The following is a 22,211-nucleotide window of genomic DNA, read 5'->3' as shown; positions in this document are numbered from 1 at the left end:
TAGAAGGGCGGCTCTTTGCTGTTATCGGCGGATTATTCCTTGCTGCCGCCGTTTTCATCCCAATAGATATCTGCAAAAGCTTCAGATAATGCATCAACTGTCCGGTGGAGCTCTTCCAGATTATTATCGACTCCGCCAAGCTCTACCAGAATGGCTCTGTTCGAGATATCCTGGTTATATACTCCGTTTCCTTCAAGCTTTGTCTTCAAAAATACCCCGCGGCTCAGGCCCGGATATTTTTCTTCGACCTTAGCATTCAGTTTTTTTGTGTATTCCAGATTGGCCTGGTAGTTTTTATTTTCCTTGCCTACGATGAAATACAGCCGTGCATATGTTTTGCCGTTGATCGTCGCAGTCGTTTTATCCTTCCTGGCAGAATCGCGGTGGATGTCTATGAAATATTTTAAATTCGGATTTGCTTCTGCAGAAGCGTGGACGACTTCATTGGATACTTTATAGGAGGAAGAGTAGGTCCACTCTCTCTTCAGCAGCTCCTTATTGATATTGGTTTTATCCTGGGACGTTCCGATCCCTTTTTGCAATAGTGCTTCTGAAAGCTTGCTGCCCAGGCCGACAACATTGGCCCGTTCATCTGAAGTCACGGCTTTATTGGCGTCTTTTGTATTTTTCAAGAGCGGGAGGAAGGCCTCCATATTATGCGAATGATAAATCAGCACATCTGTTTTCTCAGGCTTCTTAGCCGGTTCAGCAGGCTTGTCCGCCACAGGCTGCTGCAGTTTTTCTTCCGCCACTTCCCGCTCATTCATAAGCACTTCTGCGGGAGGTGCCGATTCAAAAGGAAGGGAGGAAAGATCTGTTCCTTCGCCGGCAACCACAATTTCTGTATCAAAATAAACAAGGCCAGGAAGCTCTGTCCCGAGAAAGGTACGGGCATCCGTGGGCTTAACATTTGTGGCAAGGGAGAATAAAGCATCGGTCACATTTTCAAATGTGAAAGGGTCGCTGTCAGGAGCGAATGAATGATTGGCCGAGCTGATAAAATAAGTGAGAAGTTCATTGATTTCTATATTTCTCATAACACGTTCCAGAGACTTTGAGCTGAATTGAGTGTAGACAATGATAGAAAAGAGGAAAACGGCGGCAGCGATTAGTAGATAGATGAGATCTTTGTAATGTTTAACATTAACTGTTACAACTTTTATCATAAAAATTCACCTCAATTCACCATATGCCAGTCTGCAGGGGAGTATTCGATATGAGAAAAGTTTGGATTATAAAATTTTTAAAAGGGAGAAAAGAGCCCGCTGAACATTATACATCCGCCACATGAATAGTCTGCATAAAAATAGGAGAGTTTATAAGAAAAAGAAGCAGCAGCATGCTGATTGAAAAGTAGGGGAAAAAGATATGGCTGGACTTATCATTTCAATTATCATTTTTAATATTGCTGCTATAAAGTTCGGCAGGACTCTGACCGGCAATCAAAAGGTGCATATATGGGCCTTCACGATTGCACTTCAGCAGGCTTTTGATGTCATTATCGAATTTAAGTTCCATGGTTATTGGTATCTCAGCCGGGATCCTGATTTTGGCGGATTTTTGGCCCATACCATTCTGATCCCTCCTGTCAATATTATCTTTCTCAGCCGATACCCCCTTCAATCTCATTGGCTGACAAAGATCAGATATGTATTTTTTTGGGTAATCGCCATCCTCCTTTACGAATACCTCACTTTGCTTCCGGAGCCATGGGGGTATTTCAATTACGGCTGGTGGAGGCTGTGGCATGCAGCAATTTTAGATCCTGTTCTTTTCTTCCTTTTGATTATGTATTTTAAATGGATTCGGAAACTGGAGCGGTCTTTAAAGGATGAACTATGACAAGAAGCGGTAGAATTGAACCGGGAATATGGATGGACATAACTGAGCCCCGCCTTGAAGAGCGGGGCTTGCTGGCAGTTATTCATTGCTGCGCTGTTGGTCAATCCACCAATCTATATGATTCAAATCAAAAACGATCATATCGCCGAAAGGTCTTTGATGTGGGAGCTTCCGCTTTTGAATGAGATCCAGAATGGCGTCCTCAGACAGCGGATACTTAACTGCATCCAGATATTCTGCCAGTTCTTTAATGCTGTAAGCCTTCCTCAAAAATTAATCACCTCCCGCCAATCCTCCTTTATAGAAAGGAAATCTGGCGAAAAGCACTTAATAATTGAGTAGCTAAAATACTTTTACCCCGGCAATTACTCTCTAATCTTTCTTCGGCAAAAAAACTTCTCATTGAAAAGAAATCTATCCCCAAATGAAATATTTGCCATCGTTCTGAAAAAAAACCAAGGATATTGGAATAATAGATAAATAGGTCTCCTTAGAGACATTTGCCTTCTTTTTAGAAAACGGCACATTCAGCACTTGTATATTCAGGAAAAGAAACCGCAAAGGAAACTCAGTAAAGACAAATTATTTCTTTAAGAAAATAGGCTTGTCCCCCTGAAACGGTTATTTGCTCCCCCCGTCTAATATGGTGTAAAGATTAAAATACAACAAGATTGACAGAAGGGGGATTTGTAAATGAAAACAGCGAAAAAACTGGCTGCTTCAGCGCTTGTCGCCATGGGGATTCTTACATTCAGCCAGGGGTTTGCATCTGCTGAAGAATTTTATACAATCAAAAAAGGGGACACTCTCTATAGCATTGCCAGGCAATATGGCAGTACAGTCGGACAGCTGAAGCATCTCAATAAATTAAAGAGCGATCTGATCTATGCAGGCAGCAGATTGGAGGTTCCAGGGAAGATTACAGTGAAAAAAGGAGACACACTCTGGGGGATCGGCCAAAAATACGGTCTTAGCGTCGCTGAACTCAAGAAAATAAACGGACTGAGGAGCGACCTGATCCTGATAGGGCAGAAGCTGTCGGTCCATAAAAGCGGTATTGCTTCATATGATGCTGATAAGGTAAAATTGTCCGTTTCCGCCAAGAAAGGTTATACATTTCATATAGAAGAGCCGCGCCGCTTCCTTTTGGAATATGGGAGAAATGCCCGGTATTTTGCCAGGGTGGAAGTTCTTGACGGCAAATCAGTAATAGATGAGGTAAAGAAAAATTCTCTGGATTATCTTAGGACGATTGGCAAGCCTGAAGAAATGAAACCTGTCCAGCTTCCATTTTATAGAGACAGCATAATGGTGCTGCACGCACACAACAAAACTGATCAAGCAAACATCATTGTCAAAAAAGTAGACGGGAAGCTGCTGAGATTTACTATCCATTATGTGAACCAGGAGAAATCAGAAGAGGTTTATGAGACAATGATTTCTATTTTGGCAAGCGTGGAAGCGAAATAGTGCAAATGGCAAGGGAAGGGGATATTTTACCCCCTCCCTTGCCATTTTATTTTCAGGACTTTGAGGCAAAGCCTTTGCCTGAAGAGAAGAAAGGATGCTAACAAAGAAAATAGAGAGCGTTGCTTTGCTCTCTATCATAACAAGTTATATGGTAGTCCATTTTATTTTGAAAATAGCTTCAGCAGCGGATGCTTATTTTTGTCTTTCACCTTGATTTCCTCCATCACTATCCGATCTTGATGCTCAGAAATCCATTCTTCCATTTCTTTTTTATCTTTGCATTGTGTGTAGTAGGTTTCTCCGCCTTTTCCAACTGCATTAATGACATATCGGCAAGTGTTTCCCATAAATCCTCCCGTTGCTGTGGTGTTTAAAAGGTATTATGCAAGCATTCCAACATGGTTTCTTCTATTCTATGATACTCTTGTTTTTTACAAAAACAGAGGAGAAGAAACCGGATTTTCAAGTCATGATTTCCATTAATAAATCCTGTTCTGCCTTATCTTACTCACGAACTTAATGGCTGTCAACGGAAAACATAAAAGAAATAAAAAAAGAAAAAAACAGGTTGAAAACATGGTGAGGTCTTTGTAGAATAGAGGATTCACTCATTTTTTTGCAGATTGCTGAAGGTCAGATGTAAAAAAAGGGATATGCAGAAATTTGCTTATGCGGAAAGTTGGAAGTAAAATTATTTCAACACCTGAAAAATGATTCGGCTTAATCTCATATTGAGAGCGGAGGAACCAATTTTTGGGGCTCATCCTGCAGGAAGCAGGAGGGATGAGAATGATCTTTCGCCATCCTGCCCGTCAGCTAACTTCGTCGGCTAAAGCGAGTGAGGTCATATAAGACCGCCTAATGAGCAGCACCCCTGCATCCAAATTTGCAGGAGCTGCCTGGAGCCAGGATGGGTCTTTTTGTGCTGTATATAATCTGCGTACGTTTTAGAGCGGCTGTTTGCAGGGAAGAAAGGGAATGTGACTGTTTTTGCATTTCCGTTGCCAACGGGAGAGTTTGTGCCCATTAACCCGAGGGAACTATTTAGCCGGAATGAATGCTGCAGGTGTTCACTGATAATAAGAAGGAGAATCAGCTGTAATGAATATCGCGTTTTTTTTATTGCCTAAGAATGAACTGGTTTTTGTCTATGACCATTGGACAATGAGGCAAGCCATGGAAAAAATGGAGTATCACCGTTATACAACCTTCCCGATATTGAATAAAGAAGGCAAATATGTAGGTTCCTTATCAGAAGGAGATTTGTTATGGAAGCTCAAAAGCATGGGCAGGGTCGACTTTAATGAGATCCAGGAAGTGATGCTGAAGGATGTGCCGCTTCATAGATCGTATGAGCCGGTGCTCGTTAGCAGCGAGATGGAAGAAATCATTAATTCATCACTAAATCAGAATTTTGTCCCTGTTACTGATGACAGCGGCGTTTTCATAGGATTGATCCGCAGAAGGGAAATTATCGATTATCTGGCAGGCAGCTATAAAGAAAGGGACTTGTCTGTTCCTGGGGAGCAGAGCAAGACAACATCATAAGGAAGGCTGAGCAGCCACTTTTATACAGAAAGAATAAGTCCATACGATTTTGTATGGACTTTTTGGCGCCGCAGGGGTTTGGGGATGTTTTGACTCTGGATTGCTTTGTTTGTTAGAAAATGGCATAAGTTCAAGCATTTTTTTAGGAGATGCCCTAAAATGAAGGGCCTCTTAAAGGCGGTTCGCCCGCCTTTTAAAGAGAGCATTCCAAAATTGAGGATGATCATTCCGGAATCATTCATAATCATGCCTGATTCTCCAATAATCGTGCCTGTTTAGGCAATAATCATTCCATACCGGCAATTAATCATGCCGGTTTTCGCATTAATCATTCCTAATCCCATATGTTTACAAAAATCCATACAAAGTGCGATGCAGATGCTGCATGTCAAGCGGCAGGGTTCATGGCGTCCCGGCTCTTATTCTCTAAATAGCTTTAGTACTCTTGATAATGATTGTTGTCGGAAGGTATTGGGCTTTTTCATAAGAATACCAGCGGTTGCTGTGCCTTTTCCTGTCCTCCTCTGAAAGACGTGCTTCTTCTATGACTCTCTCGATTTTAAAACCTTGGCTGACCAGCGCATTGATATAGGTGCTTACCTTGTATTGCTGCATGAAAGCAGGTGTATCCCATCCCTCATGATTATATACGCCTTCTTCGTGATAAGGCTTATCGAAGATAATGGAGCAATCTTTGCTCCGGATTCTGCTGAAAAGTGGATGTTCCCAGCTGAAAATGAAAGTGCCGCCAGGCTTTAAATACCTATGGATATTAGCCAGCGTTTCCTTGAGGCTCGTGGTCCAGCCGAGAGCATAGATGGAATAGACAATATCAAAGTAACTATTAGGGAGCCCGGGATCATTCTCCATTGGGGATTCAAACAGCCTTACTGGCGCTGCAGCTCCTCCGAGCACGTGCTGTGCCGTATGTATCTGCTTTGGCGACAAATCGATGCCCCAAAGCTCGGCCGCACCCCGCCCGTCCATATAGAGGAGGGAATGGCCGCTGCCGCAGCCGATATCCAGCACCTTTTTCCCGGCAGGATCGCCAAGCAGGTTCAGTTCATCTTCCACAGGGGCGAGGGGACCATATTCCGGAAGCGGGTTCCTGCCAAAAAAACGCTCGGCGGAAAGATTCCAGCTTTCTTTGTTTTTCTCTAATATCTCTGTTTTCAATCAATTCAACCTCTTTCATTTAGGATCAAGAAGATAGGCTCCTTTATGTTGTGAGCTTTGTAGTATATTCTCCAGTTAAAGCTCCTGCTCCTTCAATATATCTTTGTAAGTAATGGAGCCTGCTTTTAAATAACCTGAATCCTGCCGTTTAAAGGAAGTGAACAGCAGGGTAAACATTATTATAAAAGGGGAATTATATATGAAAGCACATAGTGAGGATACCAGGAAAAACATGGGCCTGGCATTTTTTCTTAATTTAGCATTTACCATTATTGAAATTATCGGGGGTATCCTGACAGGCAGTATTGCCATTCTATCTGATGCTGTCCATGATCTGGGAGACTCCCTATCCATCGGATTATCCTGGTTCCTGCAAAAAAAGTCGGAAAAAGGCGCAGATGCCCGGTTTACTTTTGGCCATAAACGCCTTTCACTGCTGGGAGCACTTTTGAATGGGATGGTGCTTCTGGCAGGATCCGTGTATATCTTCATAGAAGCGGGCAAGCGGTTGTTAAACCCTGTTTCTCCTAACCCGGAAGGAATGATCTGGTTTGCGGTGCTTGGAGTAGCTGTAAATGGCTATGCTGCTTTCCGGTTGAAAAAAGGCGGAGGAGGGCTTAATCAGAGAGTACTTTCCTGGCATCTGCTGGAAGATGTCCTTGGGTGGGTTGCTGTTCTTATTGTCAGTGTGATCATGCTGTTTAAAGATATTCCAATTCTTGACCCGCTTTTATCAATCGGAATCACCATTTTTGTTTTAGTCCACGTGATTAAAAATCTTAAAAAAACATTGTTTATTATGCTTGATACCGTTCCAAAGGAAGTAAATGTCGAAAATCTCAGGAAGGAATTATTGGATATTCCTTCTGTGGAAGGACTGCATCATCTTCATTTCTGGTCAGTGGATGAAAATCATTCCGCCTTCTCAGTACATATAGAGGTGGCTGATCAGACAGATCGTGTAACGGCTTCGGAGATTAAGAAAACCATCCGGGGTTTGGCCAAAGATAAACAGGTTGCCCACTATGCAATCCAATTGGATTATGAGAGTGAACATTGCCCGCTCAAATAACATGGAAGTTGTACAAAAAGAAAGAACAGCTTTAGCGGCTGTTCTTTCTATTGTTATATAATTAATAACACTGCTATTTCAGCCATTATCAGCAGCAGGCAGATGATTCCGATGATAAACCAAAGCCTGCTGTTTGTTTTTAATATAAAATAAGCGGCTGGAACACATACAATTGCCAGTGAAATTAAAATGATGGATGCTCCTGCAAACATGCTTTCACTCCTTCCCGGCAGCTTTTTGTTTGCATAGCTGTATCATCAGACCCAATTCAAGATCTCAGCCAGCCTGGCTATCAGAAAGGTGACCAGGAACGCTATGCCCGTTGGAATGAGGAATGACCAGACCGTCCATTTCACGCTCTTGGTCTCTTTATAGATATTAACCAGGGTTGTGCCGCAAGGGTAATGCAGAAGGGAAAACAGCATCATATTCAATGCAGTAAGCCAAGTCCAGCCATGGTCGAGGAGTATGCCTTTCAAATCTTCTATTCCCTCCACGTCCATCAGCGCACCTTGGGATAAATAGCCCATCAGCAGGATAGGGAGGACAATTTCATTGGCAGGAAGACCGATCAGAAAAGCCATTAAAATAAAGCCGTCCAGACCAATCGCCTGGCCAACTGGATCAAGGAATTGGACGATATGCATGAGAATGCTTGCATCTCCAGCCTGTACATTTGCCAGAACCCATGTTAATATGCCTGCCGGCGCTGCTACTTTGACTGCCCTGACAAGGACAGACCATGACTTCGTCAGAGATGCCCGGATGACTGTATCGAAGAATTTCGGCCTTCTGTATGGCGGAAGTTCAAGTGTATAGTGAGTCGGTACTCCTTTTAAGGCTGTCTTCGAAAGGATCCAGGAAACCGCAAAAGTCACCACTATTCCAAACAGGACAATTCCGACTATAACCGAAGTAGAGACAAGCGTTTTCATGCCGCCCGTAAATCCTGCTGCCATGAATAGAGATGCCAGGACGATCAAAGTACCCCAGCGCCCATTGCAGGGAACGAAGTTGTTTGTCAGAATTGCCAGCATACGCTCGCGGGGCGACTCGATGATCCTGGAGGACATGACGGCTGCAGCATTGCAGCCGAACCCCATCGCCATGGTCAGTGACTGCTTGCCATGGGCACCGACCGTCTTAAAAATACGATCCATATTAAAAGCGACCCTGGGTAGATATCCGTAGTTTTCCAAAAGTGCAAATGTCGGGAAGAAAATAGCCATGGGCGGAAGCATGACACTGATTACCCAGCATGTGCCGCGGTATAATCCGAGAACAAGCATTCCATGCAGCCATTCAGGAGCATTCATCCAAACAAAAGCCGAAGATAAATATCCTTCAACCCATGTGAAGAAATTTGCCAGCATGGAAGATGGGATGTTAGCTCCTGCAATGGTTAAATAAAACACAGTTCCAAGGAGGACCAGCATGATAGGGAATCCAAGAAGGGGAGAGGTAAAGATGCTATCCAGCTTTTCGGTGCGCTGATCATATTTGTTTTTTGTGAAAGATACTCCTTCCTTCATGAGCTGATTGCTTTTATTATAGAGCTGCTCCACTATCCGGTCGCGTACGCCCGGTGAGGAAAGCTGTTCTGCATTCTTTATGAGATCAGCTGCCGATGGTTGTATGCTCTCCGGATGAAATTCCATTTACTTTTGCCTCCTTTTCTGCCTGAATCCTGATTTCTAATTGCTTTAGAAGCTCTGTGTCCCCGTCAAGAAGCCTTAATGTAAGCCATCTGGCCGATACCGCATTTCCGAATGCCTTTTTGACCAATGGCTCAAGCGTTCTGATTTTTTGTTCTGTTTCATCATCATAGGACATCTTATAAGGTTCCATCTCGATTGTTCCTGTAATGACCCTGTCTATTGTATCCAAGAGCAAGGGAATGCCTGTTTTATTCCGGGCGGAGATTTTGATCACCGGAACGCCCAGCCGCTTCATAAGAATTTTTTCCCTGATACTGATACCGAGTTTTTCCGCTTCATCAATCAGATTGATGCAGATAATGACACGGTCAGTCATCTCCAATACCTGCAAAGCTAAATTCAGATTCCTTTCCAGAGCCGTTGCATCAAGAATAACAATGGTCAGGTCAGGCTTTTCGAAGACGATATAATTTCTGGCAATCTCCTCGTCCAGTGAATTTGAATAAAGAGAATAGGTGCCGGGAAGGTCGACCATCTCATAATGTTTGGTTTTGTGCTGAAATCCTCCTTTTTTCATATCCACTGTTTTTCCTGCCCAATTTCCGGTATGCTGCTTTAAACCTGTAAGGGCATTGAAAAGTGTACTTTTTCCTGTATTCGGGTTTCCGGCAAGAGCAATTTGATAGTGGTTCATCCTTCCATCAGCTCACCTTCAATTTTTGTGCTTTCCTCTTTTCTTAAAGCGATGGATGTATGGCTGACTCGAAAAGCGATGGGATCCCCAAGCGGGCTCTTTCTGATTACCTCAACAATGGCGCCTGGGACAAAACCCAGGTCAAGAAGCCTTCTCCTCATGATGCCTTCAACCTTCAAGGAGGAGATTCTTATAAGCTCTCCTTTTTTTCCCTCATACAGCGATATTTTTTTAGGTTCAATCATCATTATTTCCCTCCTGCTTATTTTTTGCCCTATGCCAACTTTTGATTTTATAATATGAATATATTTTCATATTGTCAATAAATGTGCGAAAAAAATAAAAAAGGCCTCTGACTTTCAGAGGCCTAAAAACGGGATTCTTGTCTATATTTTTTGCTTTAAAAAAACTTTTGAAGGATAGCAGACACAGCAAGAGCCGCAACCCCCGCCGATGTGCAGCTAAAGACCAGCTGGGGTGCTGTAAGATTCAGCAGATTTGCCAGCTTGACTGAGCAGGCAAGCGTACAGGAAGTAATCACTTTTGTAATGCCGGCTATGAGGAAGAAACGCCGGAAAGATATACCGCTGATTCCTGAACCCGCGCAAATAATTTCATCCGGCAAAATGGGGATGATGAAAAGAAGGGCGACGATGAGCGTTTCATTTTTTTGGACAAAAGCCTGGTATTTTTGCATATGCTTATCCTTGACTATTCTTGCAATCAGTTTCATACCGCCGATGCGGGCTGCCCAAAACATGATTATTTTCTGTTATTAAGTGTAAAAATTTTCCGGCATAAAGAATCAGCCCCGGCTGTATTTCCTCCTAGAGCTCAAGGCTGATTTTTTAAGTAATTAAGATTTAATTTGGGAGATAGTTAGCTCCCATTCTTGGGCTGCTAGCAGTCCTTCCCTTTAGACAGATGCAGGGGAGGAGGGATCAGCCAGCCTTTTTCTTTATTCAGGCGCAAGACCTTGGCGCCAAGCTGGGCTTTTTGAGTGTGGAACTGTCCATACATCATGGCTACGTCTTCACGGATTGACATACCCATAACCTGGCTGCAGGCAACAAGCCCTGCTGCAATATCCGCAGAAAGTGTTCCCGCTATCTCCATGTCGGAAACCCTTGCGCCAACCGGGATGTCATCCAGGCACGCATCCGGCCGTTCAGGCAGTGCCGGCGGCAGGCCTACTCCATTCTCTTTCAGCAGTTCCTCTACCTGCCTGCGGTTTTCTTTGCCGAGTTCAATTGCTTCAGTCAATAGCTTCTTAAGATCATCGTCACCTGCATGGTTCATCATGGTCTGATAGCCTGCAATCATCGCATTTCCTGCAAGCTGGGAGGACCAGATACTAAATACTTCGCCATAATGCAGCGGTTCTTCCTTCGGGTTGCCGCTTAAAATTCCCATCATAAACCTCCTTAAGTTATCTCTCATCAAAGTGCCGCCTTTCTGTTAAGCACAAGGGTAGTATTGCCAATCTGCCTGGAATTCATTTCATCTTTTTATAAAGCACAAAAAAACTTGAGGCTGACTCGCCTCAAGCTTTAAGTTATATTTCTTCGCTCACTCCAGATTTAACGGAGCTCCTTCCCATGATGGGCAGGAGGATAAGAATTCCGACCGCCAGGAGTACAGCTGAAGCTTCATAAATCAGGACGATGGAAAGCTTGCTGAGCAGCCAGCCGGACATTGACATGGTAATAACAGTCGCTCCCATAAAAAGGGGATTCAGAATGCCATTGACCCTGCCAATAAAGTGTTCTTCTGTGTTTTGCAGAATCATCGTATTAATGCCGATATGGATGCACGGCATAAACAGGCCGGAGAAAAATTGTGCAGCAAGCGTGAGCCAGAAAGCGGTGGAAAGGCCCATTCCTATGAAGCCGATTGCACTGGCCGCCATTCCAAGCGCAAGAAGCAGCTGGGGCTGTGCCTTCTTGGAAAAAGCTACTGTTACGCCGCCTCCAAGTATCATACCGGCTCCAAAAGCAGTCATCAGCCATTGCAGCTCCTCTTTTGGCAGGCCAAGCCTGTCAGTTATGAGAAAGACGCCGAGCGGCTGGGTAAGGCCGATAGCAAGGCCGGCAGCCGCAAAGCAGCCTCCGAGCAGTGTAAGCGGCCTGCTGCTCCAGACATAGCGGAAACCATCCTTCATTTCCTGGAACAGTGATTTTCTTTCAGATGCTTCATCCAATTCTCTGTCAGCCGGCAGCAAAAGCAGGATGAGGGCAGAGAGGATAAAAGCAATACCCATGACAGCAATGGCTGCCATGATCCCGAAGCGCTGATAGACAAAGGTTCCGATAATCGGCCCAAGAATCATGAAAAGCGCAAATACAGTCTGGTAAATAGACATTCCCATCTGAACCAACTCTGCAGGCACATGCAGCTTGAAAAGCTTCATTCCGGCAGGCTGGGAAAATTGAGACAGAATCGAAGAGACCAGCGTCGCAAAGAATATCACTTTCCAGCTTCCGAACAGAAGGGTCAGCAGCACTGCAAAAATGGACAAGGCACTTAATAAATCGCACCAAACCATGGTTTTTTTCGGCCTCCACCTGTCTGCAAACGTCCCGCCGATAAAAGAAAACAGGAAAATCGGCGCAAATTCGGCGACTGATATAAGAGACACGGCTACCGGGTTTTCATTTGTTTTTTCGATCACATAAAGAAGGATCGAGTAATTACGGACCCAGATTCCGATTTGCAGGAAAAAGACGGAAAGCAGGATGGTTCTGATGACGCGATTTTGAAACAGCGCCCCAAAGCCTGCTTTTTCTGCAAGCATATTTTCTGACATAGAAAAACCTCCTGGATTTTTCTGGGCAGGAGGCTCCTTGGGTGTACAGCAGTGCAGAGGTATTCTGCCTGCTGTCACGAAAGGGTGCACTAATCCTATCCAGAAAAGAATCGTATAAATGAATTACGAACATTTCCCAAAAAGAATTAGTTGTTCATCGCCCTTTTGTCACCCTTCCGGTAAATTAATATACATATATTACCGGAATCTAATGGGGAAGGCAAGAGTAGGAACAGATTAAACAATCGACATATTCAGCGGAGGATATGATTTTAAAATGATGACAGAAAGTTTAAAATAATCATAAGAATGATTTTGGTATCTGTCACTGTCCGGAAGTGCAGTCTCATTGAAGGAGGAAGCTATATGATAAGACAAAAGAAATTCCGTTATCCAGAGCATTATGACCAAAGGGCTGCACCATATGATGAAAAGATTCTTTCATTGTTGATTGAAAGGAAAGCGGCAGCAGACAATAATCCGGGCATCCCGCCAGAAGACCAGCTTGAACATTGGGCTGAAAAGCTTGGTCTTTATCCAGACTTTGTTAAAGCCATTTTCGAAACAATGCGCATGGAAGAAGAATTGAGGCTCCGGGCAGAGCCAGAAGGTTTTATAAAATATGTTCCTGTATTGAGAAGTGTAGAAAGAGATGGGAAGCTTTATAGCATGACCGCGGTCAAACAATACAGCAATGCGAGTGTCATTACCATGGCAGTTGAATGGGATGAAACAGCTGAAGAGCACGTACCCGCCAGATATCATCTATTGGGACATTTCATGTTATATATTGAAGGAGGCTATGATTGCAGAACGCGCGGTGCGAAAGGAGGAAACGGCAGCATGTCGTTCACCTTTACAGTTGTGCCGCCTCTGCCGGAGAACCTGGAAGAAATTTCTTTCGTATTTAAAGAATTTGAGGATGCATTCGGACAAGAGCCATCCGGGTTTGAATTGGAGTTTAATACGATCAGGGAAATAGAACGGGAAAGGGGTCTGTCATGAAGGAAGAAAAAATTCAATTGCCTAATGGATTTACATTGAACGTCGCCCAAAATCTATCTGAAAAACCAGTCATACTGTTTCTGCATTTCAGCGGAGGGACATTGCAGGCCTGGCATGGCATCTTACCGCATTTCGCTGCAGACTATAGTGTAATTGCACCGGATTTCAGGGGACATGGTAAATCAGAAAAACCTGAAAGCGGCTACCATATTGACGAAATGGCTGAAGATATAATTTTCCTATTAAATGAGTGGGGCACTGAATGCTGCCATATCATTGGCAGCTCCATGGGGGCAGAAGTTGGGCTCAGCATCGCAGCCTCCCACCCTGAAATGGTCAAATCGCTTGTTTGTGAAGGCGGATTATATGATCGCTGGGGTGAATACAGCTTGCTGGAAGGAACAAAAGAAGAGGCAGAGATGGAAAGAACAGAGCTCCTGGCAAGCATTAATAATGAAGAAGAACTTTTTTTCTCCTCAGCTGAAGAGTATCTTACGTCAATGGAAAAAGAATTCAAGGAAGCGGGAATCTGGAACAGACATGCAGAAGTTTTCATAAGAAGCACGATGGAACAAAGAGTAAACGGACACTTTGCAAATCGCTTTACAAAGAACGTCCTTGCCGGCTTTATTTCAACATGCTGGGATATCAGGCTGGAAGACTATTACGGTAAAATCAGCTGTCCTGTTCTTTTTCTGCCAAGCCAGGAGGAGTCTGAGAACAGAATGGCGGAAAAAAGCATCAGGCATTTTTCTTCCTTTATCCGGGAACATCGCATTACCTACATCCCGAACTCACTGCATGCGTATGTTTGGCTGCAGTTTCCCTTACAGGCTGCAGACGCCGTCAAATCTTTTTATAAAAGCATAAAATCTGGAAGGCTATCCGTTTAATGGACTTGCCTGAAGCGTTTAAAAGAACCATCATAAATGTACATAAAGAGAGAGGCATGAAATGGCTTTCGGACTTTGATTATTTAATCGAAGAATGCGAGCAGCGATGGAAGCTCAAAATCGGGGAGCATTATAAGCTTTCCTATAATTTTGCCGCGCCTGTTATCATGGCAAATGGAACAGAGGCAGTTCTAAAACTGTCCGTACCAAGCGGTGAATCAAAAGGTGAGGCATATGCATTGGAACGGCTTAAAGGTCCGGGCGTCGTAAAAGTATTTGATGCTGACGTAGAAAAAGGAATTCTCCTCCTTGAAAAGGTGTCCCCCGGTTCAACACTTGCTCAAATAGAAGATGATGAAAAAGCCGCAGGGATTGCGGCAAATCTGATGAAGAACCTTTGGGTCCCTGCGCAGGAATCATCTGATTTGCCTGGGATGGAGGAGCGGCATAGAAGTCTTCAGCGGATTTTCCGTGAAAATCCGGAAGGGCTGGGACCTATAACAGCTTCAATGCTGAATGAAGCTGCCGCCGTTTTTGCTGAAAACATAAAAAATACAAAAGCCCAATTCCTTCTTCACGGAGATTTGCATCACTATAATATCCTGGATGGCGGGAAAAAAGGCTGGGTCATCATCGATCCAAAAGGGATGATCGGGGAAAGGGAATATGATGCTATTCAGTACCTGCTCAATCGGCTGCCTGAAACAGGGGCCGAACCTGTCATCTCTAGAAGAATTGAACTGTTCGCGGAGATAGCCGGCCTGCAAAGGGAAAAGCTGATCAGCTGGGGATATGCCCATTCGATCCTATCGGCGTCATGGAGCTGGGAAGAAAACAGCAGCTGTGAGCCTTCCTTTCTTAACAGTATTTGGGTATTTAAAGCGCTGCTGGATGAGAGCAGGAAAGTCTAAGAGGAAATAGATTTTCCATGCAGTTTAAAAGATGACCCATGTAAGCAGAAATGCTACAATAGTAAAAAGAAAATATCTTAAAATAGAGAGGTCTCAGGGGAAGCTATGCATAGAAATGAAGTTTTACATGAATTTTTAGTAGATAAAACATGGCAGCTAACAGAAGACTGGTATGCTTCTTTGGACAAAAGTGATCCAAAAGGGGTATACAGCTCGAATAATCCTGATGTTGTCCGGACGATCAAACAGCAGAATCATGAGTTCCATGAACACTTCTGTAAAGTTTTTGTCATGGAAGAGGATGAGTTTTTCCGCGAATTCGAGCAATGGGTTCTTGCCATTGCATCAGATGAAGAGCATTTGAGTACTCCAATCCATTATATTTTAAGAGAGTTCTTTAACACAGAGGAACAGTATCTTGATCTGATGGAAGATTTCGTCAAGGAACATGAAGGAAAGTACTCTCAGGAGCAGATCAACACCTGGAACAGGCTGATCATCAAGGCTTTCAGCAAGGTGATGACCTGGTTTACCCAGGAAAACCACAAATTTTCTGAAGCCAGGCTGAAGGCCAGCCAGGAAATGATCAACGAACTCAGCTCTCCGGTCATTTCACTTAATAATAATGCAGCATTGCTGCCGCTAGTTGGCGATATTGATACGGCAAGAGCCAAGTTCATTCTTGAGCATACACTGCTCGAATGCAACGAGAAGAAGGTTAACCATCTTTTCATCGACCTGTCGGGAGTGGTCATGATTGATACGATGGTTGCCCACCAGATTTTTCAGCTCATAGAGACTCTTACACTGATTGGCGTGAAGAGTACGCTATCAGGAATCCGGCCCGAAATTGCCCAGACAGCAGTGCAGCTGGGAATCTCATTTGATAAGATCCGTGTTACCTCCACCCTGGAGAGGGCCATTAATTCTCTTAAATAAATTCATTATTTTGGAAGCTGTAAACCTGCAGCTTCCTTTTCTGTATAATGTCAGCAGCCCGGCAGGATATTAATTTTTCAAAGTACGTTTAACCATCAAAAAAAACGGTTAAATATATATATTGGTAAAAAGCATAATTTATCGCTGAAAAGCTAGGAAATTTGAAATGCTGCCGGTATAATAAACTAAAATAAATAAAAGATTCTTTGTATATTTATGTTGGGGGAGCTTATGACAAGAGAACTTGCGCATATAGGGGAAAGAATTAATCAGGAAAAAATGCAGATTGCCAACCAGGTCCAGACAGAGCGATTTGCTGATCTGACAGATATAGAAAGAGAAGAAGTCAGCAAATATGAAAAAGAGATTCTGGATTTAAGAGCTGCTTTTATCAGCATGTTTGGAGACAGTCTCATCAAGTCTTCCAAAGGAGAAGAAGTATCAGGAGTTTTTGAAAACTGGGGGGCCGAAACAGGAAAAAATCTGTGCGTTCAAGGAGTGTCCCTTGATGAGGCGTTAATGGATACGTCACTTTATCGGAAATACATATGGGAAGTAATCAAAAATGAAGTTCTTAAAGAGGAAATGTCAGCAGGCACTGTTTTTGAAATATTAGAAACAATTGATCCACTTCTTGATAAGGCGGTTCATGCATTCAGCCTGGCTTATGTGAAATCGTATACAGATACACTGAATAATTCCAAAAAAGCTTTCCTGGAGCTTTCAGTACCGGTTGTTCCTATTACAGACTCTGTTGCGATTCTTCCGCTGATTGGTGATATAGATACTGACAGGGCGCAGCTGTTAATGGAAGAAACACTTGAAAAGTCCAGGGAATTAGGCATCTCACACTTAATACTTGATATATCAGGTGTAATGATCGTGGATACAATGGTGGCCAATGAGCTCTTCAAAGTCACTGATGCGCTCAAGCTTCTTGGCATAGAGGTGATTTTCACCGGCATACGCCCCGAAATAGCGCAGACTATGGTTAATCTGGGACTTGAGGTAGACGGGCTTGTCTTCCTGGGCAGCCTCAAAAAGGCGCTTAGACAGCTTAATAAACAGAAGGTACTATAGAATAAGGAGAGCACTGCCGACTCGGCAGTGCTCTCCTTATTCTATGGCGTCCCGGTGCTGCAAGCGTGCAGTGCTGATCCCGGTATCTCTAGGCCGCCTCGCTTTATACCATTCAAGGCAGAAAAAAATGATGATGAACAGGTCTATCATATCTCCGCCATAATACATGAGGACAGCGCCGCTCTGGGCCTGATCCATTGATACGCCTGCAGGGGGATGGGCGTAGAGGTATTTAGATAATATACCATGACCGGCCAGGGCTGTGATCAGGATGGCTGCCCTCGGCATAAAGCTCTTTCTATGCGGAGAAGGCTCAATTGAGATAAACGAAGCCGTAAATAGATATCCTGCCAGGAAAACATGGAAATGGACCAGCAGGTAAAGCAGAGGCTGTTCATGCATCCTTGTAAACAAATCGGTTGTATATAAAAGCCAAAGCCCTCCTATATTTAAGAATGCCGCTATAGCCGGATGGGATACAAACCAAAAAAAACGGGATTTTAACAATCTGGCCCCCCTTCTGGCATATGCAGCAGGCAGCATCCTCAAAATCAATGTGACAGGAGCGGAAAGGACCATCAGCAGGGGGCCGAGCATCCCGAGGAGCAGGTGGCCCATCATGTGCATTGAAAAATTATTGTGGGACCAGGAAGCTATTGGACCTGCCGCTGCTATACAGCAAAAGATTCCGGCAATCCAAAGAATTGTCCTGTATAAAGGCCAATCACGTTTCCCGAAATATTGGACTGCAAGGTACATGAGAAGCAGCCATACAAAAAACACAACAAGAGTACTTTGGGCAGCGAATAAATCAGCACCAGCGGCAGCTTCATGGTGCTGATGGCTATTGCCGTGCATCTGCTGCTGCACCTGCCTTTCGCAGCTGTTTGTTCGTCCTCAGGAAAAGCATGGTTCCTGAAAGAATGAAAACTAGCGCAAGAGCATTCCAGGCCAGATCATAAGGCAAAATTTCAACCTCATAGCGAATTTGATGGATTCTCATGACTTTATGCTGGATAGTTCCGTCATAAAAATTGAAGCCTCCTGAACCCAGCATGACGCCGCTCATCCATCTCTTCCGCCACCAGGCTGCCCTCCGGCGGAGGTCTGCAAGCATAAATAAAGCTGCTACAGTGGCAAACCAGCTGAATGCATGAAAAAAACCGTCAGAAACCAGTCCAGCGGCCGTGGTGGAAAGGTCGTAAAAATGATGCCAGTGCAAAAGCTGGTGAAAAACAGCTTCATCGAAAAAAGCTGCCAGGCCCACTCCAAACAAAACACCAGAACCCAGGTTCCTGCCGGCAAACTTTGCCTGAACATGGGAAAGATTTTTGTCCATTCTTGCCATCAGCCAACCTCCTATTTTTAAAAAAGTCCTTTTCTCACCAATCTACCCATAATAACGCAAATTTAAGCAGTGGAATAATTTCCCTTAATTCTTGTTTTTTAAGAACATTCGTTCTATAATTGAATGGAAGAAAAGTTAATGGAGGATTAAATGAGGCCGAAACTTACCAGCAAAATAAGCTTAAAAGAATTTAGTGAATATTATTGGCTGAAAGCAGAGCTTCAGGCTTTCTGCAGGGAAGAAAGGATGAGTACGTCAGGCGGAAAAGCGGAGCTGTCGGAAAGGATTGAGATATATCTGACGACAGGGGAGAAGAAAGGCCCGATGAAAAAAAGAAGTCCAAAGCCCCGCGCTGCCAGAGCCCCATTAAGCCTTGATACTGTCATTTGTGAGAAACATACTTGTTCTCAGGAAGTCCGTGCATTTTTCAAAAGTGTCATAGGTTCACATTTTCACTTTTCTACTTATATACAAGAATATTTTAAGACTAATGCCGGAAAGACCTACAGCGATGCTGTATCAGCGTGGTACGAGGAAGAAAACCGGAAAAAGGATCCTTCCTATCAACGTGAGATAGGCCGGCAGTTCGAATACAACCGGTTTATCCGTGATTATTATGCAGACCCGAAAAACCAGGGAAAAAGCAGAGCTGAGGCTATTACAGCGTGGATGCAAATTAAAAGCATGCCTGGAAGCAATGAATATAGATCCTCGGAATAGATTCCTCCATATTTCCGGGCCAGCCGGCAGGGGAGGCTAGCTTTTTTTCTCCTCCTCAAGCAGTTCAATGATTCTGTCCAGTTTCTGTTCCATTTTGGATTCGGGTTTTCCCATAACCAGCCAACGGACAAGAAAATAGACAGCAAAAACCATGCCAGCCATAACGGCAAACATAAAAATCTGGAATATAACATCTCCACTGTTAAACATACTTTCCACAACCTTTCTTTTTTTCCAGTATAACATTTCTCCTGTTTATTTATGGAATTAAATTTACAATTTCAGCAGGGGAACAGAGGGATTTAGGGGCAGCACCAGGGGGAGTTTTCTTGATTGATTACCGGATAAAGCCTGCTGCAGGATACGGCAGAAGAGTAGCTGATGTGGTGAGCATGCTCAAACATTCAAGTTCTGTAACACTTAGTGAAATACAGGGGCTGGATCAATCCCGGCTCGATTTTTTGATCGACGAGGCCTCTAATTCAATCGGTGCCCTGCTGATGCACATGGCTGCGGTCGAATTTGTCCACACCATTATAACTTTTGAGCAAAGGGACTTAAATGAGGATGAAAGAGCAAAATGGGGAACTGCACTGGAACTGGGTAATCTGTCCAGAGAAAAGTATAGAGGCATTGATCTGGAGTTTTAGATAGCTGAACTCAATGAAGTCCGGAGTAACACATTGGAAAAACTGAAGGCCGCTGATGAAGACTGGCTCCTTAAGGATCATTACTGGGAAAATGGGCTGGCATATAATCACTATTGGATGTGGTTCCACGTCATAGAGGATGAAGTCAGCCACAGAGGCCAGATCAAGGTTATAAGAGGGCTTGAAGATGGGCATGCATGAAAAAGGGCGGATCTATGTGTCCGCCCCTCTTTATATAACCTTGATTGTTATTGGATAAATATATGGCTGATCGGGCTCACTGATCGATTCCCATTCTGTCACTTTAAGGAGCGGCAGCATTGTGCCATTATATTCAGCCATCTCAATTGTTCCTTTTGCTTTTATCCAGCTGTCAGCTTCCAGCCCTGCGGCTTCTTGAAACTGTGATAAAAAGCCGACAATGCTTGCATCTGCCACACAATGTGAAACAAGGAAACGGGAGATGACAAGCTGGTCTTCGCTAAAGCCTTCTTCTTTATAAACAAACCCCTTCAGCTCGATCTCTTTTCCCACAAAGCTGTCCAGATCTTCATGCATGCTTTCATAATAGGCTGCATACACATCGTCATTCAAAAGAATATTATTGCTTTTTGCCAGGCTTTTTTTGTATGCTGTGTATTCATCATTTGTCATGACAGGCTGGTTTTCCAGATTTGGATCTGGCTCGTTTTCGTCTAAAATGGCTCCATGTTCTTCCTCGAGCTGCTCTTCTGTTGCCGCTTGATTCTTGCCAGTCTGCTGCTCCTCTGTTTCTGCTCTATCCTGGTCTGCCTTCTGCTTTCCATGCGATAAAATGGCCATTCCCCCTTTTTTATCCGCAATCGATGCGTCCAGCACCTTGGGCGGGAGGAGGAAGCCCGTAATCAAGGGGAAGATGATGATCGTATAGGATAGCAGCTTTTTTGCTGTAAAAGGGTAGGTGCCATGATCATGATGATGCCCGCAGTCATGGTTATCATCCTCATGATGGCAGCATCTAGCTTCTTCCAGATGATGGTGTTTATCTTTCTTTTGTTCCCAGATACGTGTGATCTGTATAAAAAACAAAACCAGGAAAATAATTGAAGCGATTTGGCTGAGGCTCTCATATTTCGGATTGATGTACTTGTTTATTTCCCCAGTATAATGCAGTTTGAAAATTAATGAGGAAAAGATAAGCAAAATCAGAGCCCTCAACCCTTGCTGATAATTTATGGTCAATGTATCTCCCTCCTTACCTTAAACTCTGTGCTGCAAGCAAAGTTACAAAAACGGTTACTGCGACAATCAGCAGCACGGATAAAACAAATCTTTTCCGAAATACGCTCAGCATCATCAGTGTGTTTTTCAAATCAATCATAGGGCCGAAAATCAGGAAGCCCAATACAGAGGCAGAAGGGAATATGCTGCCGAATGAAGCTCCAATGAATGCATCGGCCTCCGAGCATAAAGAGAGTATGAAAGCAAGGCCCATCATCACCAGCAGTGATGTGACAGGGCCGCTCCCTGCCTCGAGCAGTGTCCTTGCAGGCAAGTATACCTGGACGAATGAAGCCAGGAAAGCCCCTAGTATTAAATATTTTGCCATATCAAAGAACTCATCAATAGAATGTGTCAGCATCGACCAAAGCCTGTCCAAAAAGGGAGCTTTGTTCATCGAATGCGCGGCCTCTGTATGAAGGCCTTTTTTAAATTGATTGCCTTTGAAGAATAGGCTGACAGCAAAAGCCGATGCCAGTGCAATGACAAAACCCAGCCCCATCCTAAGACCGGCCATCTTCGCATCATTGCCAAATGCCATATATGTAGAAGCAATAACGATCGGGTTGATAAGCGGTCCAGTGAGCATAAAGCCAATTCCCGCATAAATAGGCACCCCTTTGCCTACGAGCCTTCGTATAATCGGAACAATGCCGCATTCACATGCTGGAAAAAGGGCTCCCGCCGTACAGCTCATCAGTATCGCCATATATTTATTCTTCGGTATCCATTTCTTAATATGGTCCTCAGTCACAAAAATCTGTATAAATCCAGCTATAAGAACGCCGATCAATACAAATGGAAGCGCCTCTATTAAAATACTGATAAAGATAGTATTCAAATTGAGCAATGATGAGGGAAGCTCCACTGCTTCCTGAAAGCTGACAATCGAAAAGATAAACAGGCCCGCTGTAACAGCGATAATCAGACCTGTCAAATCGCCCATATTGCTTTTCATTATTCGATTCATATTACCCTCCTAAATAACAGCACTCGCCGGTAATGGAATTTGAAGTAAACGTAATAATTACGCTTTACACATTCTAAGCTAACTATATGTGTTTGTCCATGGGAATATTCCTGTCCCATTCATAGCAGTTTAGGAGGCTGGAATACCTGTTCATTCAGGGAAAGAGATG

Annotated in this window: 28 protein-coding genes and 1 riboswitch; of the genes, 12 read left to right on the top strand and 16 right to left on the bottom strand. The window is 43.8% G+C overall.

Annotation, left to right across the window (positions count from 1 at the left end):
- Positions 1-32: 32 nt before the first annotated feature.
- Complete coding sequence (spoIIP, locus tag AC4E8B_RS14090; RefSeq protein ID WP_490214008.1) at positions 33-1,166, bottom strand: stage II sporulation protein P; 1,134 nt, start codon at positions 1,164-1,166, stop codon at positions 33-35.
- A gap of 202 nt (positions 1,167-1,368) precedes the next feature.
- Between spoIIP and AC4E8B_RS14085 the strand changes: the two genes are divergently transcribed.
- Positions 1,369-1,842 (top strand): hypothetical protein, encoded by a 474-nt coding sequence (locus AC4E8B_RS14085; protein ID WP_490214007.1) that lies wholly within the window; start codon positions 1,369-1,371, stop codon positions 1,840-1,842.
- A 78-nt stretch (positions 1,843-1,920) separates the two neighbouring features.
- Here the strand turns inward: AC4E8B_RS14085 and AC4E8B_RS14080 are convergent, their stop codons facing one another.
- Entirely contained in the window at positions 1,921-2,112 is a 192-nt protein-coding gene (locus tag AC4E8B_RS14080; RefSeq protein WP_490214006.1) for a hypothetical protein, read from the bottom strand.
- 423 nt (positions 2,113-2,535) lie between these two features.
- On the opposite strand from AC4E8B_RS14080, the gene AC4E8B_RS14075 reads away from it, so the two are divergent.
- The gene (locus AC4E8B_RS14075; RefSeq protein ID WP_490214005.1) at positions 2,536-3,312 is read left to right on the top strand and encodes a LysM peptidoglycan-binding domain-containing protein; all 777 of its coding nucleotides are present in this window, start codon (positions 2,536-2,538) and stop codon (positions 3,310-3,312) included.
- A gap of 161 nt (positions 3,313-3,473) precedes the next feature.
- Here AC4E8B_RS14075 and AC4E8B_RS14070 read toward each other — a convergent pair whose 3' ends face one another.
- Positions 3,474-3,659, bottom strand: coding sequence for a hypothetical protein (locus AC4E8B_RS14070; RefSeq protein ID WP_035402415.1), 186 nt, complete (start codon positions 3,657-3,659; stop codon positions 3,474-3,476).
- 360 nt (positions 3,660-4,019) lie between these two features.
- A riboswitch (cyclic di-AMP (ydaO/yuaA leader) is annotated at positions 4,020-4,158 on the top strand.
- 255 nt (positions 4,159-4,413) lie between these two features.
- On the opposite strand from AC4E8B_RS14070, the gene AC4E8B_RS14065 reads away from it, so the two are divergent.
- Positions 4,414-4,860 (top strand): CBS domain-containing protein, encoded by a 447-nt coding sequence (locus tag AC4E8B_RS14065; RefSeq protein WP_490214004.1) that lies wholly within the window; start codon positions 4,414-4,416, stop codon positions 4,858-4,860.
- A gap of 426 nt (positions 4,861-5,286) precedes the next feature.
- Here AC4E8B_RS14065 and AC4E8B_RS14060 read toward each other — a convergent pair whose 3' ends face one another.
- Positions 5,287-6,036 carry a class I SAM-dependent methyltransferase gene (locus tag AC4E8B_RS14060; protein ID WP_490214003.1) on the bottom strand — a complete coding sequence of 250 codons (750 nt, stop codon included), beginning with the start codon at positions 6,034-6,036 and terminating at the stop codon, positions 5,287-5,289.
- 199 nt (positions 6,037-6,235) lie between these two features.
- Between AC4E8B_RS14060 and AC4E8B_RS14055 the strand changes: the two genes are divergently transcribed.
- Positions 6,236-7,108 carry a cation diffusion facilitator family transporter gene (locus tag AC4E8B_RS14055; protein ID WP_490214002.1) on the top strand — a complete coding sequence of 291 codons (873 nt, stop codon included), beginning with the start codon at positions 6,236-6,238 and terminating at the stop codon, positions 7,106-7,108.
- 53 nt (positions 7,109-7,161) lie between these two features.
- Here the strand turns inward: AC4E8B_RS14055 and AC4E8B_RS14050 are convergent, their stop codons facing one another.
- The 7 genes from AC4E8B_RS14050 to AC4E8B_RS14020 form a co-directional block, all read right to left on the bottom strand.
- Positions 7,162-7,320: a hypothetical protein gene (locus AC4E8B_RS14050; RefSeq protein WP_490214001.1), complete on the bottom strand. Its 159-nt coding sequence runs from the start codon at positions 7,318-7,320 to the stop codon at positions 7,162-7,164.
- Positions 7,321-7,365: 45 nt separating this feature from the next.
- Entirely contained in the window at positions 7,366-8,766 is a 1,401-nt protein-coding gene (locus AC4E8B_RS14045; protein ID WP_490214000.1) for a nucleoside recognition domain-containing protein, read from the bottom strand.
- Positions 8,726-9,460, bottom strand: a complete 735-nt coding sequence (locus tag AC4E8B_RS14040; RefSeq protein ID WP_490213999.1) for a FeoB small GTPase domain-containing protein — start codon at positions 9,458-9,460, stop codon at positions 8,726-8,728. The genes AC4E8B_RS14045 and AC4E8B_RS14040 overlap by 41 nt, the downstream gene beginning before the upstream one ends.
- On the bottom strand, positions 9,457-9,708 hold the full coding sequence (locus AC4E8B_RS14035) for a FeoA family protein (protein ID WP_490213998.1): 252 nt from the start codon (positions 9,706-9,708) through the stop codon (positions 9,457-9,459). Before AC4E8B_RS14035 ends, AC4E8B_RS14040 begins: the two co-directional genes overlap by 4 nt.
- A 152-nt stretch (positions 9,709-9,860) precedes the next feature.
- A complete protein-coding gene (locus AC4E8B_RS14030) occupies positions 9,861-10,220 on the bottom strand; it encodes a VTT domain-containing protein (RefSeq protein WP_490213997.1) in 360 nt (119 codons plus the stop codon).
- 140 nt (positions 10,221-10,360) lie between these two features.
- A complete protein-coding gene (locus tag AC4E8B_RS14025; RefSeq protein WP_490219683.1) occupies positions 10,361-10,873 on the bottom strand; it encodes a DUF3231 family protein in 513 nt (170 codons plus the stop codon).
- Between the two features lie 142 nt (positions 10,874-11,015).
- Positions 11,016-12,266, bottom strand: coding sequence for an MFS transporter (locus AC4E8B_RS14020; RefSeq protein WP_490213996.1), 1,251 nt, complete (start codon positions 12,264-12,266; stop codon positions 11,016-11,018).
- 366 nt (positions 12,267-12,632) lie between these two features.
- Between AC4E8B_RS14020 and AC4E8B_RS14015 the strand changes: the two genes are divergently transcribed.
- The 5 genes from AC4E8B_RS14015 to AC4E8B_RS13995 all read left to right on the top strand — a co-directional run bounded on the left by AC4E8B_RS14015 (position 12,633) and on the right by AC4E8B_RS13995 (position 17,094).
- Complete coding sequence (locus AC4E8B_RS14015) at positions 12,633-13,271, top strand: hypothetical protein (protein ID WP_490213995.1); 639 nt, start codon at positions 12,633-12,635, stop codon at positions 13,269-13,271.
- The gene (locus AC4E8B_RS14010) at positions 13,268-14,164 is read left to right on the top strand and encodes an alpha/beta fold hydrolase (protein WP_490213994.1); all 897 of its coding nucleotides are present in this window, start codon (positions 13,268-13,270) and stop codon (positions 14,162-14,164) included. Before AC4E8B_RS14015 ends, AC4E8B_RS14010 begins: the two co-directional genes overlap by 4 nt.
- 56 nt (positions 14,165-14,220) lie before the next feature.
- The gene (locus tag AC4E8B_RS14005; RefSeq protein ID WP_490213993.1) at positions 14,221-15,075 is read left to right on the top strand and encodes an aminoglycoside phosphotransferase family protein; all 855 of its coding nucleotides are present in this window, start codon (positions 14,221-14,223) and stop codon (positions 15,073-15,075) included.
- 105 nt (positions 15,076-15,180) lie between these two features.
- A complete protein-coding gene (locus AC4E8B_RS14000; RefSeq protein WP_490213992.1) occupies positions 15,181-16,014 on the top strand; it encodes an STAS domain-containing protein in 834 nt (277 codons plus the stop codon).
- Between the two features lie 231 nt (positions 16,015-16,245).
- Positions 16,246-17,094, top strand: a complete 849-nt coding sequence (locus AC4E8B_RS13995) for an STAS domain-containing protein (RefSeq protein ID WP_490213991.1) — start codon at positions 16,246-16,248, stop codon at positions 17,092-17,094.
- Positions 17,095-17,130: 36 nt separating this feature from the next.
- On the opposite strand, the gene AC4E8B_RS13990 is transcribed toward AC4E8B_RS13995, so the two are convergent.
- Positions 17,131-17,952, bottom strand: a complete 822-nt coding sequence (locus tag AC4E8B_RS13990; RefSeq protein WP_490213990.1) for a cytochrome c oxidase assembly protein — start codon at positions 17,950-17,952, stop codon at positions 17,131-17,133.
- On the bottom strand, positions 17,939-18,442 hold the full coding sequence (locus AC4E8B_RS13985; RefSeq protein WP_490213989.1) for a DUF2243 domain-containing protein: 504 nt from the start codon (positions 18,440-18,442) through the stop codon (positions 17,939-17,941). The genes AC4E8B_RS13990 and AC4E8B_RS13985 overlap by 14 nt, the downstream gene beginning before the upstream one ends.
- A gap of 150 nt (positions 18,443-18,592) precedes the next feature.
- Between AC4E8B_RS13985 and AC4E8B_RS13980 the strand changes: the two genes are divergently transcribed.
- A complete protein-coding gene (locus tag AC4E8B_RS13980; RefSeq protein ID WP_490213988.1) occupies positions 18,593-19,162 on the top strand; it encodes a DUF6434 domain-containing protein in 570 nt (189 codons plus the stop codon).
- Positions 19,163-19,198: 36 nt separating this feature from the next.
- On the opposite strand, the gene AC4E8B_RS13975 is transcribed toward AC4E8B_RS13980, so the two are convergent.
- Entirely contained in the window at positions 19,199-19,372 is a 174-nt protein-coding gene (locus AC4E8B_RS13975) for a DUF4083 family protein (protein WP_490213987.1), read from the bottom strand.
- A 119-nt stretch (positions 19,373-19,491) separates the two neighbouring features.
- On the opposite strand from AC4E8B_RS13975, the gene AC4E8B_RS13970 reads away from it, so the two are divergent.
- Positions 19,492-19,812 (top strand): hypothetical protein, encoded by a 321-nt coding sequence (locus AC4E8B_RS13970; RefSeq protein WP_490213986.1) that lies wholly within the window; start codon positions 19,492-19,494, stop codon positions 19,810-19,812.
- The gene (locus AC4E8B_RS13965) at positions 19,813-20,013 is read left to right on the top strand and encodes a mycothiol transferase (RefSeq protein ID WP_490219681.1); all 201 of its coding nucleotides are present in this window, start codon (positions 19,813-19,815) and stop codon (positions 20,011-20,013) included.
- A 30-nt stretch (positions 20,014-20,043) separates the two neighbouring features.
- Here AC4E8B_RS13965 and AC4E8B_RS13960 read toward each other — a convergent pair whose 3' ends face one another.
- The gene (locus AC4E8B_RS13960; protein WP_490213985.1) at positions 20,044-21,033 is read right to left on the bottom strand and encodes a TIGR03943 family putative permease subunit; all 990 of its coding nucleotides are present in this window, start codon (positions 21,031-21,033) and stop codon (positions 20,044-20,046) included.
- A 13-nt stretch (positions 21,034-21,046) separates the two neighbouring features.
- Positions 21,047-22,042, bottom strand: a complete 996-nt coding sequence (locus tag AC4E8B_RS13955) for a permease (protein WP_490213984.1) — start codon at positions 22,040-22,042, stop codon at positions 21,047-21,049.
- Positions 22,043-22,211: the final 169 nt, after the last annotated feature.

It is taken from the genome of Bacillus sp. SRL543 (genome assembly GCF_984799205.1).
This window is presented reverse-complemented; position numbering and strand designations above follow the sequence as displayed.